General features: G+C 65.4%; 15 protein-coding genes. 10 read left to right on the plus strand and 5 right to left on the minus strand.

All coding sequences use genetic code 11. The features are described from left to right. The first annotated feature begins 36 nt into the window (after nt 1-36). The 3 genes from AC3B6C_RS02660 to AC3B6C_RS02670 are packed head-to-tail and all read left to right on the plus strand — an operon-like array spanning nt 37 to nt 2,803. On the plus strand, nt 37-1,377 hold the full coding sequence (locus tag AC3B6C_RS02660; protein ID WP_488374798.1) for a 2-hydroxyacyl-CoA dehydratase subunit D: 1,341 nt from the start codon (nt 37-39) through the stop codon (nt 1,375-1,377). Beyond that, a complete protein-coding gene (locus AC3B6C_RS02665) occupies nt 1,377-2,315 on the plus strand; it encodes an acyl-CoA dehydratase activase (RefSeq protein WP_488374799.1) in 939 nt (312 codons plus the stop codon). The genes AC3B6C_RS02660 and AC3B6C_RS02665 overlap by 1 nt, the downstream gene beginning before the upstream one ends. After that, complete coding sequence (locus tag AC3B6C_RS02670) at nt 2,312-2,803, plus strand: hypothetical protein (RefSeq protein ID WP_488374800.1); 492 nt, start codon at nt 2,312-2,314, stop codon at nt 2,801-2,803. The genes AC3B6C_RS02665 and AC3B6C_RS02670 overlap by 4 nt, the downstream gene beginning before the upstream one ends. A 23-nt stretch (nt 2,804-2,826) precedes the next feature. Here the strand turns inward: AC3B6C_RS02670 and AC3B6C_RS02675 are convergent, their stop codons facing one another. The 4 genes from AC3B6C_RS02675 to AC3B6C_RS02690 form a co-directional block, all read right to left on the minus strand. Continuing rightward, nucleotides 2,827-3,615, minus strand: coding sequence for a PaaX family transcriptional regulator C-terminal domain-containing protein (locus tag AC3B6C_RS02675; RefSeq protein ID WP_488374801.1), 789 nt, complete (start codon nt 3,613-3,615; stop codon nt 2,827-2,829). A 68-nt stretch (nt 3,616-3,683) separates the two neighbouring features. After that, nucleotides 3,684-5,579 (minus strand): AMP-binding protein, encoded by a 1,896-nt coding sequence (locus AC3B6C_RS02680; RefSeq protein WP_488374802.1) that lies wholly within the window; start codon nt 5,577-5,579, stop codon nt 3,684-3,686. Then, nucleotides 5,572-6,387: an SDR family NAD(P)-dependent oxidoreductase gene (locus tag AC3B6C_RS02685; RefSeq protein WP_488374803.1), complete on the minus strand. Its 816-nt coding sequence runs from the start codon at nt 6,385-6,387 to the stop codon at nt 5,572-5,574. Before AC3B6C_RS02685 ends, AC3B6C_RS02680 begins: the two co-directional genes overlap by 8 nt. After that, complete coding sequence (locus tag AC3B6C_RS02690) at nt 6,387-7,757, minus strand: MFS transporter (protein ID WP_488374804.1); 1,371 nt, start codon at nt 7,755-7,757, stop codon at nt 6,387-6,389. The genes AC3B6C_RS02685 and AC3B6C_RS02690 overlap by 1 nt, the downstream gene beginning before the upstream one ends. Before the next feature lie 414 nt (nt 7,758-8,171). On the opposite strand from AC3B6C_RS02690, the gene AC3B6C_RS02695 reads away from it, so the two are divergent. The 7 genes from AC3B6C_RS02695 to AC3B6C_RS02725 all read left to right on the plus strand — a co-directional run bounded on the left by AC3B6C_RS02695 (nt 8,172) and on the right by AC3B6C_RS02725 (nt 15,750). Further along, nucleotides 8,172-9,335, plus strand: coding sequence for a 2-hydroxyacyl-CoA dehydratase subunit D (locus tag AC3B6C_RS02695; protein WP_488374805.1), 1,164 nt, complete (start codon nt 8,172-8,174; stop codon nt 9,333-9,335). Nucleotides 9,336-9,370: 35 nt separating this feature from the next. Continuing rightward, nucleotides 9,371-10,696, plus strand: a complete 1,326-nt coding sequence (locus tag AC3B6C_RS02700; protein WP_488374806.1) for a 2-hydroxyacyl-CoA dehydratase subunit D — start codon at nt 9,371-9,373, stop codon at nt 10,694-10,696. After that, on the plus strand, nt 10,674-11,597 hold the full coding sequence (locus tag AC3B6C_RS02705; RefSeq protein ID WP_488374807.1) for an acyl-CoA dehydratase activase: 924 nt from the start codon (nt 10,674-10,676) through the stop codon (nt 11,595-11,597). The genes AC3B6C_RS02700 and AC3B6C_RS02705 overlap by 23 nt, the downstream gene beginning before the upstream one ends. 212 nt (nt 11,598-11,809) lie before the next feature. Further along, nucleotides 11,810-12,916, plus strand: a complete 1,107-nt coding sequence (locus AC3B6C_RS02710; protein ID WP_488374808.1) for an NAD(P)-dependent alcohol dehydrogenase — start codon at nt 11,810-11,812, stop codon at nt 12,914-12,916. 58 nt (nt 12,917-12,974) lie between these two features. Then, a complete protein-coding gene (locus tag AC3B6C_RS02715) occupies nt 12,975-13,988 on the plus strand; it encodes a DUF7064 domain-containing protein (RefSeq protein ID WP_488374809.1) in 1,014 nt (337 codons plus the stop codon). Between the two features lie 23 nt (nt 13,989-14,011). Further along, nucleotides 14,012-15,217 (plus strand): phosphotransferase family protein, encoded by a 1,206-nt coding sequence (locus tag AC3B6C_RS02720; RefSeq protein WP_488374810.1) that lies wholly within the window; start codon nt 14,012-14,014, stop codon nt 15,215-15,217. 2 nt (nt 15,218-15,219) lie between these two features. Then, nucleotides 15,220-15,750, plus strand: a complete 531-nt coding sequence (locus tag AC3B6C_RS02725) for a hypothetical protein (RefSeq protein ID WP_488374811.1) — start codon at nt 15,220-15,222, stop codon at nt 15,748-15,750. A 16-nt stretch (nt 15,751-15,766) separates the two neighbouring features. Here the strand turns inward: AC3B6C_RS02725 and AC3B6C_RS02730 are convergent, their stop codons facing one another. Next, nucleotides 15,767-17,140 (minus strand): aminotransferase-like domain-containing protein, encoded by a 1,374-nt coding sequence (locus AC3B6C_RS02730; protein WP_488374812.1) that lies wholly within the window; start codon nt 17,138-17,140, stop codon nt 15,767-15,769. Nucleotides 17,141-17,328 lie beyond the last annotated feature (188 nt).

A 17,328-nucleotide genomic window follows, 5' to 3' on the forward strand; every position in this document is an offset into this window, starting at 1 on the left:
CAGCCGATCCAGCCCAGCCGACACGAGGAGCGTGGCGTGAGCACCGAACTATTCCAGAAGGACAAGACCAACAAGCTGAGGAGTACCCGGGTGGGCGGCAAGATGACCGCCGACTACTGGGAGAACATCTTCACCGCCAAGGAACGCGGCAAGCACGTCGTCTGGTACAACGGCGCCGCCTTGAACCCGCTGTTCCAGGCAGCGGGTCTCGAATGGTGCCACGGCGAGGCGTTCGCGGCCCGACTGGCCGCCCAGCATCTCGAGGAACCCGCACAGGCAGCCGGAGCCGAATACGGCTACATCGGAGAACTGTGTTCGTACGCCCGCACCCACCTCGGGTGCGCGGTGTTGACCCAACAGAATCAGACCGAACGCGAATCCGGTGTCGTGGGTATGCTCGACCAGCAGGAACTGGCGGCCAAACTGCCGGCTCCGGACTTCTTCGTCAACGGATACGCCGGATGCAGCACCGGGCAGCAGTGGGATGCCATGACCTACCGGGTGTTCAACCGCGAACTCCCGGTCTTCAACGTCTCGTTGCCGATGCTGTGGGGCAACAAGCCCGATGCGGGCTACATGCGGGGCGAGGAATGGGAAGACGTCAGCACCTATGCCGAGGGGCAGCTTCGCGAGCTGATCGGCTTCCTCGAACAGCAGACCGGGCGACCATTCGACTGGGATACGTTGAGCGAGAGCATGTCCTATATCAAGCGGGCTTCGGAGCTGCGGCTGGAGGCGATGCAGCTGTGCACCATGGCGCCGACTCCGGCGACCTACTGGGACTGGGTGGCGAGCATCGCCCCGATCAACTTCCTGCCGGGGAACCAGGCGCTCGTCGACTACTTCGCCGGGGTCAAGGCCGAGATCGAACAACGGATCGTCGACGGTGAGTCGGCAGTGGCCAACGAACGTTATCGCGTCTACTTCGACGGGATCATGAACTGGAACAAGCTGGGCTTCCTCACGAGAAAGTTCGCCGAGTACGACGTGGCGGTCGTGGCCGGGCGCTACACCCACGAATCCTTCTGGCAGGAACCACAACTGATCGACGTCGACAATCCACTGCGCGGTATGGCTCAGCACTACCTGCTGTGCCCACTGAACCACGGCTTGAAGAATCTGCAGGAGTTGTTGATCCGCCGCCTCGACGAGTACTCGATCGACGGCATCGCCTTCCATTCCACCAGGACCTGCCGGGCCATGACGAACCCGCAGACCATGCTGGCCAAGACCGCGGAACGCGAGCGGGGCGTGAAGTCGTTCTTCTTCGAGGGCGACGTGGCCGACGCATCCTTCTACAACGACGAGCTCTTCGACAGTCGTCTCGAGGCGATGCTCGAGACGATCGACGTGCAGCGCGCCAAGTCCCTGATCTGATGTCCTGGCATGTGATGGGGGTCGACCTCGGCTCGACGACGGCGAAAGCGGCCGTCGTCGACCAGGACGGCCGGCTCGTCGGATCGAGTGTCGTCCAGATGGGCGCGGTCAGCCGCGACGCCGTCGTCGTCGCGATGGACCGGGCCCTGTCCGATGCCGGAGTGGATTCTGGGGACATCGCTCGTACCATCAGCACCGGCTACGGCCGCAAACTCGTACCGGGCGCGGACCGGTCGTTCACCGAGATCACCTGCCACGCACGCGGCGCCGCCGCGATGCACCCGGGCGTTCGACTGGTCATCGACATCGGCGGACAGGACAGCAAGGCGATCGCGGTCGACGAGGAGGGACTCGTCGAGCGGTTCGCGATGAACGATCGGTGCGCAAGTGGCACCGGACGATTCTTCGATGTCCTCGCCCGTGCACTCGAGGTCGACGTGAGTGAGGTGGGACCGCTGGCGATGTCGGGCACCGACGGTCTCGAGGTGAGCAGTATGTGCGCCACCTTCGCCGAGACCGAGGTCATCTCGATGCTGGCACAGGGTCAGGACAAGGCCGACATCGCCGCGTCGGTCCACAAGGCCGTCGCCGCCCGGACGCTCGGTCTCGTCGCACAGGTCGGCAAGGCCACGCCGACGGTGATGACCGGCGGGGTCGCGCGTAACGAAGCGGCCCGCCACCACATCGAGAAGGCGCTTCGTAACCCGGTGGAACTGCTCGACCAACCGCAGATCGCCGGCGCGTACGGCGCGGGGTTGCTCGCCCGCGATGAACACCGCGGCAACCTCGGCCGCGCCGTAAACCGTGACTCCGCGGCGAGGTCGCAGCTGGCCGAACGGGCCGCCGGGATCGTTCCGCAGTGCGCGGGTTGCAACGGTGAACTCGACGGGCATCACGACCACGGCCCGGTCCCGCTGACACTGCGCACCGGATCGTGAGCACCGACGACCTCGCCGACTCCGGCGTCGTCGTCATCGACGACGGCGACCTGGGACGGATGGTGGCACTGCACTTCGTCAGGGCCGGATCACAGCGGATCGGCATCATCAGCGCCGACGAGACGCGCGGACAGGAACTGGCGCAGGAGGTCTTCAACGCCGCCTCGGGTATCTGGGCGATATCGGCCGCCGGCGACCTCGCCTCGCCCTCCGACGCGCGACGTATGGTCGCGGAACTGTCCGGCGCGATCGGGGACGCCGACATCGTCGTCGACCTACCCGGCGGCACCGAGGCGGGCCGCATCGTGCGGGAGGAGATGCTCACCCGCGGGGAGGGCGTCGTGGTCGAGGTCGGTTCCCGCGCGGGGCGCGAATCCCTCGACGGCGTCACCATGTGCACCGTCGTCGCGACGCCCGGGTCACCCGCAGAACTGGCCGACTGCGTCGTGACGGCCGCCTTGAACGCGCAGGCGCCTCGGGACCGGTGAGACCGCCCGGTGCCGGGTACTCGCTAGCGAAACGCGGACTCCTCGAGGAGCGTCTCCCAGCGGGCGTGGGCCCGCTGGGACCACTGCTCCCTCCGTCGGCGGAAGAGCGCCGCGCCCTCCAGGCCGATCCACTCCGGCAGCAGCTCCTTGGGTAACTGGGGGTCGAGGCGCATGAACTGTTGCTGGAGAGACACCAATTCGACGAATGCGAACAGGACCTCGTCGTCATCGGCGGGTTCGGTCGCGCCGTCTTGGTCCAGCAGCAGCCGGTAGCTCGCCGCGAGATCGGTGAGATCCCATGCCCGCGATACGATTTCGGAGTTGTCGAGACCGCCCGGCGCGATCGCGCCGCGAAGAATGAGTGCGGCATCGGTCAAGCCGAGCGTTCCGAGGAGTTCCGCGAGTTCCTGCTCACGGTCGATGTGCGGGGTGAGCCACACCCCCTGGGCCGCATTTCCCATTCCGAGCCAGGTGAGACCACCGTTGAGCCTGTTACGCAGAGTGCCGTTGCGCTGCGCCGTCGTCACAGTGAGCACGAGCCATTCGTTGTCCCAGGGCAGCGGCCCGTCGAGGTACGCATTCGATCGTTTGATGCCGTCAGCGGACAGCGCCCGGCCGTGATCGGCGAGGTGCCACCGTACTGCGCGCCCCACGCGTTCACGCTCGACCCACTTGGCGGATGCGGCGCGCGCGAGCAGTTGCCGCGCAGCGTGTTCCTCGATGCCCATGCCGCCGAGGACTCTCATCAGCGCCGCGGTCCACGCCCCTTCGTCGGAGTCGAACAGGAACTCGCCGATGACCGTCAGCAGCATCGAGCGGGCGCTCGGCGGCGGAAGAGGAGGTCGGGCAAAACGGTGATAGGCCACCATCGGAGATCCTCCTAGGGTTCGCTGACCAAGTTACCCACTTCGACGTGGGAGAGGAACTCGTACGCACTCAACCTGTCCTCCAGCGACTCGACGTCGACGTGAGATGCGCCCGCCGGATCCAGCCACACGGTCACCTTTCGTCTGAGCCCGGACTCGTCGACATCGATCTCACAGTCGACTTGCGCGCGACTGCAATCGGCGACCACCTGGGCGATCTCGGCTTTCAGCGCTAGCGTCCGGAGCACCGGTTTCGAGATCTTCCCGACCGGTGTCAGCGGTAGCCGGTCCAGGACCGTCACGTGGACCGGCACGGCAGCCTTCTCCTGAACCGCGTTCCCGCAGAACGCGAGCAGATCGGACGAATCGACGGCCGCGCCGTCCTCGAGCTGGACATACGCGACCGGCATCTCCCCTTTCATCCGGTCGGGCCTGCCGACGGCGGCGACCATCTCCACGGCTGGGTGCGCGGCGAGCGCCTCTTCGATGTCACGCGGATCGATGTTGTGACCGCCACGGATGATCAGGTCCTTGCTTCGTCCGGAGACCCAGATGTACCCGCCGTCGTCCACCGCACCGAGATCCCCGGTGCGGCCCCACATGCCCCCGTCGGGCACTCCCGTGGCGAAGAACTGCGCGTCGAGAGTGGCGTCGAGGTAGCCCTCGGTGACTGTCGGACCGCCGATCAGCAACTCCCCCGGTTCGCCTGCGGCGCAGTCACGTACCCAACGCCCGTCGTTGTCGAGGATCGCGGCGCGTACCCGCGAGTGGGGCAGCGGCCGCCCGGCCGATCCCACGCGGGGTTGTTGTCCGTCGTTCGGGTGGCCGGTGATGGTGCCGTGAAACTCCGTGCCGCCCCAGCATTCTCGCAACCACACGCCGAACCGGTCGTGAAAGCCGTTGATGAGCGCCGGCGACACGGTGCTTCCACCGACGTTGAAGTCGGTCAACGTGGTGGGTCCGTTCGGCGCCGATCGTGCGTGCAGAAGGGCGAACGCCGTGGTGGGAGTGGCCATCGTGGAGGTCATGCGGTATCGCTCGACGATGTCCCAGAAGTTGTCGACGACCTCACGTGACCGGAACCCGCCCGAGGTCAGCGTCAACAACGTCTGCCCGTAGACCACCGAGCGCAGCGCGAGCGCGATGCTGCCGCCACAGTGGAAGTTCGGCATACCGTGGCCGATCACGGTGTCCTCTTCCGAGCCCATGAGCGCACCCACGTTCCAGGCGATGACCAGCTGCCCGTACTGCGACATCCGCACCAGCTTCGGCGCACCCGTGGTGCCTCCGGTGGGCATCACCATGCAGTCGCGTCGGGGATCGTCGTCGACCGTCACGGTCCGTCCACGATGGCTTTCCAGCGCCTTGCCGAAGGTGTCGTCGCCGCCGACCACCAGGACGTCTACGAGGGACGGCACCGCCGCGAGCAGCGAGGCGACGTCGGAGGCACGCTCGGCCAGGACCTGCTCGGTCGTCACCAGAAGCGTTGCCGCGGTGCGCTTGAGGATGTTCACGAGCGAGTTGATCTCGAGGAACGGGTTGAGCGGAACCGCGATGCCGGCCCGCTGTGCACCCCATGTCGCGACGAGTCCTTCGGGCAGCATCGGCAACATCACCGCGACAACGCTCGGGGCGCCCGCCGCCCGATCGAGGAACAGCGACGCCGCCTGTTCCACCGACTCGGCGAGCTGACGATAGGTCACCTTCCGACTGGGGGTCGTGAAATCAGGAGCTTCGAGATGGATGATCGCCGCCTTGTCCGGAAACCTGCGGGCGGACTCGAGCAGACACCCGAACACCGTGGACGCGGGTAGCAGTTCCGCGGGATCATGACGCTCGACGTCGAGGATGTCGGCCCCGGAGCGAACCCGCCTCCGCTCCACGACACGGCGTGCTGTCGTCTCAGGCAACGGAGATACCACCGTTCACACTGATCACCTGACCGGTGATACGCCGCGACAGCGGCGAGGCGAGGAACATGATGGCGTTGGCGAGGTCCTCGGGCTCGGTCAGCCCGAGTTGTGCCTGCGACACGATCTTGTCGAAGATCTTCTTGCTGAACTCGGCGTTCATGGCGCGGTCGTAGGAGCCGGTGTTGACGATCAGTGATGGGGTGAGCACGTTGACCCGCACCCCGTAGCGCTTGGCTTCCACGGCGAGGGTCTGCGAGAAGGTGACGAGCGCCGCCATGGCCGCGCCGATCCCGGTCTCACCCGGGGTCGGCACCTTCGCGGCATCCGAGGCGATCGTGACGATGGACCCGTGTCCTTGCTCGCGCATGATCTCGACGACCGCGCGGCTCATGAGAATCGGTCCGAACGACTGCTGGACCAGGATGTCGGCCAGGTCCTTCGCCGCGATGTTGTGCAGCAGCGTCGGCTGATACTGCGCGACGGTGGAGTTGACGAGGACATCCACGCCACCGAGGTGCTGCTGTGCCTGCCGGACGACGTCCTCCGCTGCACCCGTCTCGTTGACGTCGGCCGCGACGAACAGCACGTCGCAGTCGGGGTGCGATGACGCCAAGGCGCTCACCGCGTCCTTGCCCCGGGCCTCGTTGCGTCCGACGAGTACCTGCCGTTTCGCTCCGCAGTCGGCGAAATATCGGGCCGTGGAGAGGCCGACCCCGGAGGTGCCCCCGGCGATCAGGATGCCGGTGCGGCTGAAGTCATACCCGCTCTGTGGTGAGGTCGCGGTGGTCTGGGATGCGTTGGTCATCAGACGTTGCTCGTTTCTGTCGCGTGGGCGGACGACACCGCCACGGTATCGGATTCACGTTGTCCGCTATGGACTTTCACGATGTAAGTGGCACTCACTGCACCCAGTGCGCACATCGCGAGGCACAGCGCGCAGGTGGTCCACACGCCTCCCGTCGTGGGTTCGAGCGCCGTGGCGACGAGCGGGGCGAAGCCGGCGACCAGCGCGGCCAGCTGCATGCCGAACGAGCCGGCGGTATATCGCACCGCGGCAGGCAGACTCTCGACGACGAAGGCGGGGAAGATCCCGTTGACGACGGCGTGGCCCAGCCCGGCGACCAGTATCAGCGAGACGAACACGAGGAACAGGTTTCCGACGCCGAGCATGGCGAAGTAGAAGAAGAGCAGCAGCGCCTCCGCGAACAACCCGAACACGATGAGCCGGCTGCGGCTGACCCGGTCGGACAACGCACCCCACACGGGATTCATCAGGACGACGACGAGGGTGGCTGCCGAGACCACCCACAGCATGCTGGTACGTGGGATACCCGCGTTGTCGGTCGCATAGCTGAGGCTGTAGACGGTGATCACGTACCAGATCGACATCATGCCGGCCATGATGAACGTGATCCCCGCGATGGTCATCGGGTACTTCATCAGAGCGTCCCGGATGGGGCGGTGCGCCACATCGGCGGGCGCGGACGCCCGGTCTTCCTGACTCTGCTTGAAGTCGGGGGTCTCGTCGAGTCCGCGCCGGATGACCATCCCCACGGCGACGATGACGATGCTGAGAAGGAAGGGCACTCGCCAACCCCACGCATCGAACTGATCGTCGGGCATCAGGGTGACGACCGCGAAGACGATCGTGGCCAACAGCGTGCCACCCTGGGCACCCGCGGTCGAGAAACTGCCGTAGAACCCGCGCTTGTCACGTGGCGCGTGTTCCACCGAGATGAGGACCGCCCCGCCGAGTTCACCGCCGACGGCCAGACCCTGCAGCACTCGGAGCACCACCAGGAGGATCGGCGCGAAAGCGCCGATGGTGTCGTACGTCGGCAGGAGACCGATACCGACGGTCGCGACGCCCATCACCACGATGGTGAGCAACACCGCCTTCCGGCGGCCGTGTTTGTCGCCGATGTAACCGAACAGCAGACCTCCGATGGGACGGGCCAGATAACCCGCCGCAAAGGTCGCGAAGGAGAGCAGCAAGGCGACGTGGGTGCTGACGTCGCGGAAGAACAGGTCGCCGAACACGAGCGCCGCAGCGGTGCCGTAGGCCACGAGGTCGTAGTACTCGATCGCCGAGCCGGAGAACGCGGCAAGTGACGCACGGCGAGAGACCGCTCTCGAGGGCGCCGGCGCCTGGGCGCCGGGTAGGGAGGTGGACATGTTGCTCCTGGGGGTGACGGGGGGCGGGAGGCTGATTTCGAGCGCTTCGCGGGAGCTTCGTCAGCGGCCACGAATGGTACGACCATAGGGTGTGATCTGGATCTCGTCAACACCCGGACTGTGCCGTAATACGCTGCGCACCAATGCTTTAGCGGTGGCTGCACAACCGGAGGGCGTGGACGCCAGAACGCATCCACGCCGACCGGGCGATGACACAGAGCCCGTGCGCGGCACGATGCCACGCTTCTCAGACACGTCGAGCATAGCTTTCAGCTGCAACGTTGTACACAACTTCGCTCGATCGGTTGCAAATTGTCCAACGTCGGCGCATGATGGCCACTGTCAGGTGGGTCACAGCCCGATCCGCCTGCGTCCGACACCGCATCGCCTCCCGACAGAAGGACGAGCACAATCATGCCGTCGACATCAACCGAAGCCATGCTCAGCCTCCGCGCCGTCGCTGACAGACCGAACGAGTATGTCTCCCAGTGGAAAACGCGAACCGGACGCAAAGCGATGGGAATACTCCCCATGAACTTCCCGGCCGAGCTGGCCCACGCCGCCGGGGTCTTGCCGGTGCTCATCCAGGAGGACCGTGAACCCATCACAGCGGGCCGGAATCTGTTGAGCGAGTTCAATTGTGGATACACCCGCAACCTCGCCGACCAAGCGGCCCTCGGGCGGCTCGAGGTGTACGACGGGTTCTTCCACGCCGACCACTGCATCCAGCTGCTGGGCGCGGTCGACGTCGTACGCGAGTACGAGTCGGACAAGCCGGTGCACTTCGGCCAGCTGATGTCCTCGATGAGCGACGAGTGGACCCTTCCCCAGGTACGAGAGACGATGAACGAGATTCGTTCGGAGATAGAGCTGTTCGCCGGCAGAACGGTCTCGGACGCGGACATCGCACGCAGCATCGAGATCTTCGACGAGAACCGCCGTCTGCTGCGATCCGTGTTCGAGCAGCGGCGTCACGGCGATGCGGCACTCACGCCGGATCAGATCCAGGTCCTCGTGAAGTCCAGCATGGTCATGGACAAGCAGGAGCACACCGCCCTGCTGCGCGAAGTGATGGCCGGCCTCGGTCCGGCGCCCCGGGACAACCGGATTCGCATCCACCTGTCCGGTCATTTCTGTCATGCGCCGCGGCCGGAGTTGCTGGAGATCATCGAGGACAGTGGCGCCATCGTCGTCGACGACGATCTGTTCCACGGAACGCGGTACGTCTCCACCGACATCGGGCGCACCGACGATCCGATGGCCGCCCTGGCGTCGGCCTACTTGCGCCGCAACACCACCGTGCCGTGCCCGACGCGGGTGCAGCACGATGTCGACTGGGATCGCTTTCTGGTCGATTCGGTGCACGCCAGCGGTGCGCAGGGCGTCATCGTGCTGATGGCGAAGTTCTGCGAACCACACATGCTGTTCTACCCCGAACTCCGGAGAACTCTGGCTGCCAACTCGATCCCCTTGCTGCTCATCGAGACCGAACACGAAGGAATCCCGATGGAGTCGGTTCGCACGAGGATCGAAGCGCTCGTCGAACGAATCCGGCGCAACCAGCTCACCGTCGTTTGACGCCCCCCTCCCCACCACACGTCAGGACCACAACTGTGTCAGCACCCACTGTCCCCAACACGAACAAGATCGTCATCCCCACCGCCACCAACATGGTCGGCGACTACTGGGACAACCTCTTCACCGCGAAAGAACGCGGTAAGCAGGTCGTCTGGTACAACGGGTCGGCGGTCAACCCGATCTTCCAAGCAGCCGGCCTGGAATGGTGTCACGGCGAGGCGTTCTCGGCGCGCCTGGCCGCACAGCAACTCGAGAAGCCGGCCCAGCTGGCCGGCGAGGAGTACGGATACATCGGTGAATTGTGTTCGTACGCAAGAACCCACCTCGGCTGCGCGGTGCTCACCAAGCAGGCGAGGGCGGAGGACGAGACGGGTATCGTCGGACTCGTCGATCAACAGGAACTCGCCGCACGCCTGCCGGCGCCCGACTTCTTCGTCAACGCCTACGCCGGATGCAGCACCGGCCAGCAGTGGGACGAGATCTCGTACCGTGTGTTCGGCAAAGAGGTTCCCATCTTCAACGTCTCACTCCCGTTCCTCCCCGGCAACAAGCCCGATGCCGGCTACCTGCGAGGCGAGGAATGGGAGCAGGCCTCGAACTATGTCACCGACCAGCTCTACAAGCTGATCGAGTTCCTGGAATCGATGACCGGACGCCCGTTTGACTGGGATGCTCTGCGGCAGAACATGTTCTACATCAAGCGAGCATCCGAGCTCCGGCGTGAGGCGATGGCACTGTGCCAGGCCGCGCCGACGCCGGCGACGTACTGGGACTGGATCGCCAGCATCGCCCACATCAACTTCATGCCCGCCGGCCCAGAACTCGTCCAGTACTTCACCGACGTGCGGACCGAGGTACAGCGTCGCCTCGACGAGGGCATCTCCGGGGTACGCGACGAACGCTACCGCCTGTACTTCGACGGAATCATGAACTGGAACAAGCTCGGATGGCTGTCGCGGAAGTTCGCCGACGCCGGCGTCGCCGTGGTGTGCGGGCGCTACACCCACAATGCGTTCTGGCAGGAGCCGCATCTGATCGACACCGACGATCCGATCCGGGGAATGGCTCAGCACTACCTGCTCTGCCCGACGAATCATGGCGTGAAGACACTCAAGCACCTGACCAACCGTGACTGTGTCGACTACGGCATCGACGGGATCGTCTTCCATGCATCCCGGACCTGCCGCGCGTTCACCAACCCTCAGCACCTGTTGGCGAAGTCCGCACAGAAGGAGCTCGGCATCCCGTCGATGTTCTTCGAAGGTGATGTGGCCGACGCATCCTTCTACAAGGACGAGATCCTCGAGAGCCGCCTCGCCGCGATGCTCGAAGGTATCGATGTCCGCCGAAGCAGGGTCTGAACCCACCGTGGTGGAGCACTTCATGGGTGTCGACCTCGGTTCGACATCGGCGAAAGCGGTCATCCTCGATGACACAGGACGGCTGTGCGCCCGCAGCGCGATACAGATGGGAGCCGTCAGCAGGGCCGGGCTGCATCGTGCGATCGACTCTGCATTGGCCCAGGCATCACTCGGCCGGGACGAGATCACGGCAACTGTCAGCACCGGGTACGGACGCCGGCTCGTACCGGACACCGGTCGCACGTTCACCGAGATCACCTGCCACGCCCGGGGCGTCGCAGCCCTGTGCCCCGGGGTGGCGCTGATCATCGACATCGGCGGACAGGACAGCAAGGTCATCGCGGTCGACGACGACGGTCTCGTCGAGGACTTCGCGATGAACGACCGGTGTGCCAGTGGCACCGGACGATTCTTCGAGGTGCTGGCGCGCGCCATCGAGTGCGAGGTGCACGAGCTGGCCGACCTGGCCATGTCCGGTGACAACAATCTCGAGGTCAGCAGCATGTGCGCGACGTTCGCCGAGACCGAGATCGTCTCGCTCCTCGCGCGCGGTTGCGAACGCACCGACATTGCTGCGTCGGTCCACCGGGCCGTGTCTGCCCGGACACTCGGTCTCATCGCCCAGGTGGGTAAACGCACCCCCGTCGTCATGACCGGTGGCGTGGCCAAGAACGCCGCGGCGGTCCACTATCTGAGCACCGCACTCGGCGGTCCGATCACGGTTCCGTCGGACCCCCAGACCACCGGCGCCTACGGTGCCGCACTCCTGGCGCTGGAGACCTGCGAGGCCAGTACGGATCTCGACGACGTGGAGATCGAGCCCGTGGCCGGCCCGGCTCACTCGTGCGCTGACTGCGGCCCGGCGATCGAACTCAGCATGCCGGTGATCCGGAGTCGATGATCGCCGCTCCTGCGGTGTCACACCGCGGGTTGGTCAGCCAGTCTGTCCGGTCTGAGCTGACTCTGGACGCCGGATCCGGGTCAGCTGATGGTTGATCGCGTAGGGCCTATTGTGTCGCACGCCACTATCGGCTACATTTGGCCCAACCATTCGTCCTTACAAAGGACTTCCTCCGGTTAGATTGGCCCAGCCAATTCGAAAGAAGGTTTCCCATGCAGATCTCCGCGGCAGTCGCTCACGGTCCACACGAGAACTTCTCACTCGAGACGGTCGAACTGGCACCCCCTCGCGAGGACGAAGTGATCGTCGAGATTCGTGGGGTTGGGTTGTGCCACACGGACATCGCCGCGCGAGACGGGGTGTACGGACTGCCGTATCCGCTCATCCTCGGACACGAGGGCAGTGGCGTCGTGGTCGAGATCGGATCGGCGGTGACCTCATTGGCGCCTGGCGACGAGGTCACGGTCTCCTTCAGCAGCTGCGGCCGGTGCCGGCCCTGTTCGAACGGCCGCCCAGCATATTGTGCGGAGTTCACCGCCGAGAACTACATCGGGAGTCGTCCCGACGGGTCGCCGACCGTGACCGCCTCGGACACCGTCGTCCATGCTCACTTCTTCGGCCAGTCGTCGTTCGCGTCGCACGCCCTGGTCCGTGAACGCAACGCGGTGAAGGTCGACACCGCGTTGGACATCTCCCAGGTCGGCCCACTCGGGTGCGGAATCCAGACGGGTGCCGGGGCGGTGATGCTGTCGATGGCATGTGAGGCCGGCAGTTCGCTGGTGATCCTGGGCGGCGGGCCGGTCGGCCTCGCGGCGGTGATGGGTGCGGTCCTGCGCGAATGCTCCACCATCGTGGTCGTCGAACCGATCGAGGCACGCCGAGATCTCGCACTCGAACTCGGGGCCACCCACGTGATCGACCCAATCGACGAGAACATCACCGAGCGGCTCGAGACACTGACCACCGTCGGCGTGGATTACATCTTCGACACCACCGGACGGGTCGACGTCATCAACGCGGCCCTCGCCTCCGCGGCGCAGAACGCCACGCTGGGACTCGTCGGCGTTCCGTCCGACTTCTCGGTGGACCTCCCCGTCAACATCGTCGGCGCAATGCAACGCGGACTGACCGTCCGCGGGATCGTCGAAGGCGACAGCGACCCGTCGACGTTCATTCCCGAGCTGCTCGAACACCATGCCGCGGGGCGCTTTCCGTTCGAACGGCTGATCACCACCTACCCGTTCTCGAAGATCAACGAGGCGCTGGCCGCACAAGAACGCGGCGAGGTCACCAAGCTCGTCCTGGTACCCGATGCATGAGCCGGTCTTCCACTTCCGACCGACACCCTCTGACCGACCACCCTGACCGAAAGGCACCATGATCCGCCCAGAAGATGCCGACCTGCACCCCGTCGACCCCTCCGTGTCCACCTGGACCGAGACGATCGGGTTCTGGTTCGCGATACCCGAAGAGAAGATCTACGGAAACATCTACGTCCTCGCGCGGCCGAATGTCGGCGCTGCGATCTCCTCGATCAACGTCGTCCAGGGGATCAACCGGTACCCCTTCACCGTCGACATGACCGACCCGCACATGCACTGCCCCTGCCCGGACTCGATGTTGAAGTTCTCGCTTCACAACGGCCTGGACGTGGACGTCACGGGCCCGCCGACCGACTACCGGTTCCGCTACGAGAACCTGGCCGGCACCTGCTCCTTCGACATGCAGCTCACCGGCGCCATGCCGGCCTGGGACCCCAACGACCCCGAGGAGAATCCGCTCCTCGCAGCCCCGGACGACCCCAAGGACCTAGGACTCGGAGATGCCTGGGCCGGCGGCCATCTCGATTTCGTCGGGCGTGTGCGCGGCACACTCACCCTGCGTGGGCGCACCTACGCCATCGACGCCATGGGCGGCATGGACCGAAGCTGGGGTACGCGAACAGAACTCGGTCAGGCTGCGATCTCCTACATCCACGTCCCCTTCGACGAGGATTTCGGCATCCACCTCGTGACCGGTGTCGACCTCGTCGATGGAGAGGCCGTCTACGGTCCGTTGCGTTTCGGATACGTACAGGAAGGGCGAAACGTCTACGGGATCACCGCCGCGACCCTCACCGGGGTGCAGCAGGATCTGCGGCCGTTTCACAACGAGATCACCGTCACCGATTCGACGGGGAGGACGATCACCGTTCGTGGCTCCGCGATCGCCGGGGCGCCGTGGTACACGTTCAGCCCCTCTTACGTCACCTTCCAGTCCCTCATGCACTACGAGCTCGACGGGAAACACGCCTATGGACTGATGGCCGACACGTACGGGATCGAGTTCCTCGCAGACCGCACTTCTCGCCACGGAAGTCTCACCGCGCAATCTTCCGGTCCCGGTCTCTGACACGAATCAGCAAGGAATGAACCATGATCCACACCATCGATCCCGCCGGCACGCCCAGTCCGGACGCCGTCGCGACAGTTAGGGATCGCTACCCGACGGACGGCGCCGGCCAATTGGCCATCGACCGGAAATACGAGCGGCGGCGCGGTGCAGGGTGGTCCCCCGTCGCACTCGAACAGCTCACCACGGCCGTGCAGGCGCTGATCACCGCCGAACTGGGCGAGGGTACGGAGTTCGAGGTCATCAACTCCAGATGGCTCACCGGCGGAGCGTCGAAAATCCAGATGGCGTTCGATCTGATCACCGATCCAGACAGCGAACCCCGACATCTCCTCCTTCGCATGGACCCACCGGAGTCCTTGAACGCCACGATCAAGGCAAGCGAGTTCGAGGTGCTGCGTCGGGTCGCCGACGTGCTGCCGACCCCGGAGGTGCTGTGGGTCGACGACGAGGCCCGACACCTGCCCGAGCCCGGACTCATCTGCGGTTTCGCCCCGGGCGTCACCAAGCCAACGGCGACCTCGTCCGGACAGGTCAGCGGACTGGGTACGAATTTCGGTCCGGCACTGAGAGATCCATTGGGCACCCAGCTCATCGAACACCTCGCGGCACTCCACACGGTCGACCCGTCGTCGTGGACATCCCCGGCATTGCCGGTTCCGGCGCCCGGCACGACCCAGAGTGCCGCTCGCCGGCTCAACTTCGATCGCCAGATCTGGGCGCTGGACAAGCTCGACGCCTCGCCGATCATGGAACTGGCGGGTAACTGGCTCGCGCGGAACCTGCCGGTGCTGGATCGCGTCAGTGTGGTTCACGGCGATTTTCGCAGCGGCAACTTCTTGTTCGACGAGTCGACCACGAACATCACCGCCTGGCTCGACTGGGAGTCAGCCCATCTCGGCGATCGTCACTACGACCTCGCCTACTGTTCGCAGGACCTCTTCGGTCACTACGACGAGACCGGCGAAAACTTCCTGGTCTCCGGTCTCGTGCCTCGTGACGAGTTCTTCCAGCGATATGAAGAGGCATCCGGCCTCACCGTCGACCCCGAACGGATGCGCTGGTACTCGATCTTCTGCGGTTACTCGGCCACGGTCAAGACCCTGGCCACTTCGATGCGCATCGCGCAACTGGGTCGATCTCACCAGGACGTGCTGCTGGCACGCCTGGAAGGCACCGTCCCGATCTTGCTCGGACAGCTCGGGCGTCAGTTGAAGGAAGTGATCTGACCATGGATTTCACCGCCATCACGCTCACCGCGGCAGCAAAGGCCATGGAGGACACAGTCCTCCCCGCGCTCGCGGACGCCGGGCAACGGCAGGCGTTGGAACAGGCACATCTCGTCTGGGATGCCATCACCTTCTGTCGCGACCGGGTCGACCTCATCGCTGACCGCCGACGCACCGAAGCCACGGACCTGAGTGCACTGGTGGGAACGCTCGTGCAGCTGGATTCGGTACGCGGGCTTCGCGTACACGCCGCTCTCGAGCACACCCACCGTTTGTCGCTGAAGCGACTGCACGACGCGGGCACGACGGCGGAAGAGCTCGCCGACCTGATCCGTCACCTCGGTGAGGAGCTCACCATCGTGCTCGAGCAGGTCGACAGTACAGACGGCCAGACGCGTTCCGAGGTCGAGCGACTGATCCTCGAGCACGCGCTGCGCCGCCTCGAGCTCGACCGTTCGTGGTTGCTGCCCATGGGATTCGACCCTGAACCGGCCGGGGTGCGTGACCTCCGGACACTGCTCCGCGCCGGTTGAGCCGAGGCGCAGGAGCTCAGGTCATGGCTTCGAGCGCACGGCGCAGATCGTCGGTGGCGTTCCACACCGGTAACCGGACGTGTGTCTCGAAGCCGTGCGACGCCGAGAAGGAGGGGCCATCGGCTATCCGGACGCCTCTGGCTTGCGCGCGCATGGCGTATTCGATTGCGTCGGAGCCGGTATCGACCCACAGCCCACTCCCCCCACTGGGGGTGGCCGGCTCCCATCCGGGGCACACTTCCCGCACGACCCGGATCGTCGACTCCACGTGTTCGACGAGGAGCTGACGCCGCTGGGACGCCGCGATGTTCGCGGTGTCGAGCGCTTCGACGGTGAGGAATTGATCGACGATCGACGTCGTGACGTCCATCGTCTGTTTCAGGTCGGCCATCCGCGCGATCGTGTGCGGGTGGCCCCGGATCCACCCGATACGGAGTCCACCCCAGAACAGCTTGGACATGGTCCCGACAGTCACGAGGCGTTCCGGCGGAATGAGTCCCGTCAACCCGGTGTTCTGCATGTCCGGGTCGTACACCAGATCGGCAGCACTGCGGTCGTCGATCACCAGCACGCCTTCGGAGTTCACGACGGTGGCGAAATGTCGGAGCATCTCCGACGTCCACACCTGCCCGGTCGGGCTGTGCACCGAGGACTGGACGTACACAACCTGCGCACGTGACACCGAACCGGCGTCGAGGTTTGCCGGTCCTGCGGGGTAACCCTCGACGCGCAGCCCACGCTGGACACCACCGAGAACTGCGAGAATGCCTCGATACGTGGGCTCTTCGACCACGACTGTGTCTCCGGGCTCGGTCATGGCGAACACCGTGAGCCACAGAGCCTGCTGAGCGCCGGCGGTGACCAGTATCTCGTCCATCGTGGTCGGTGATCCGGCTGCGGTGAGATGCCGTGCGATCGCGGCGCGGGTGACCGGCAGACCATAGGCGGTGTGGCCGTCGGTCTCCAGGTACGGGCGCAGGGCGCTGGGCGTCACCAGGTCCAGGATCTTCGTCAACGACGGTGCGGCCGGGAGAGATTGGGTCGACAGGTCGATCGAGATCGGTGTGGTGCCACCGGCCTGCGCAGAGCGGTGCTGTCGCAGCCGTCGGCGGTTCATCGACACCGTCGAGCCGCGCCCGACCTCCGCGGTGACATATCCCCCGCCCGAGAGGATTTCGTAAGCGGTGGTCACGGTTCCGCGGGACACGTTCAGCTCGGTGGCCAGAGCACGCTGGGCCGGGAGCCGTGTCCCCGTGCTCAACCTCTCCGCGTCGATGAGATGCGCGATGGCGGTGGCCAGTCCGATGCTGAGGGTGCCCCCGGACGTCCGCCATGGCCCGAGCAGGTCCGACAACTCACGCGCCGACAACTCCGGGGCCATTTCCGACATGCTGCGATCCTTCCACAGCGCGACGACTCGACGACGCAACCCGCACACCGGCCGGTCCGCGGATATCCACCCGGGGTCAGCGGCGACGGAGACCAATTCCTCACGGCGTCAGTCAGTTTGCACTTCTGACTCGCGACTGTGGTGGAGGCCCCGAGCTGACTCAGACGCGCACGTGGAACCATGGTGCG

Source organism: Gordonia sp. 11cp (assembly GCF_057767225.1).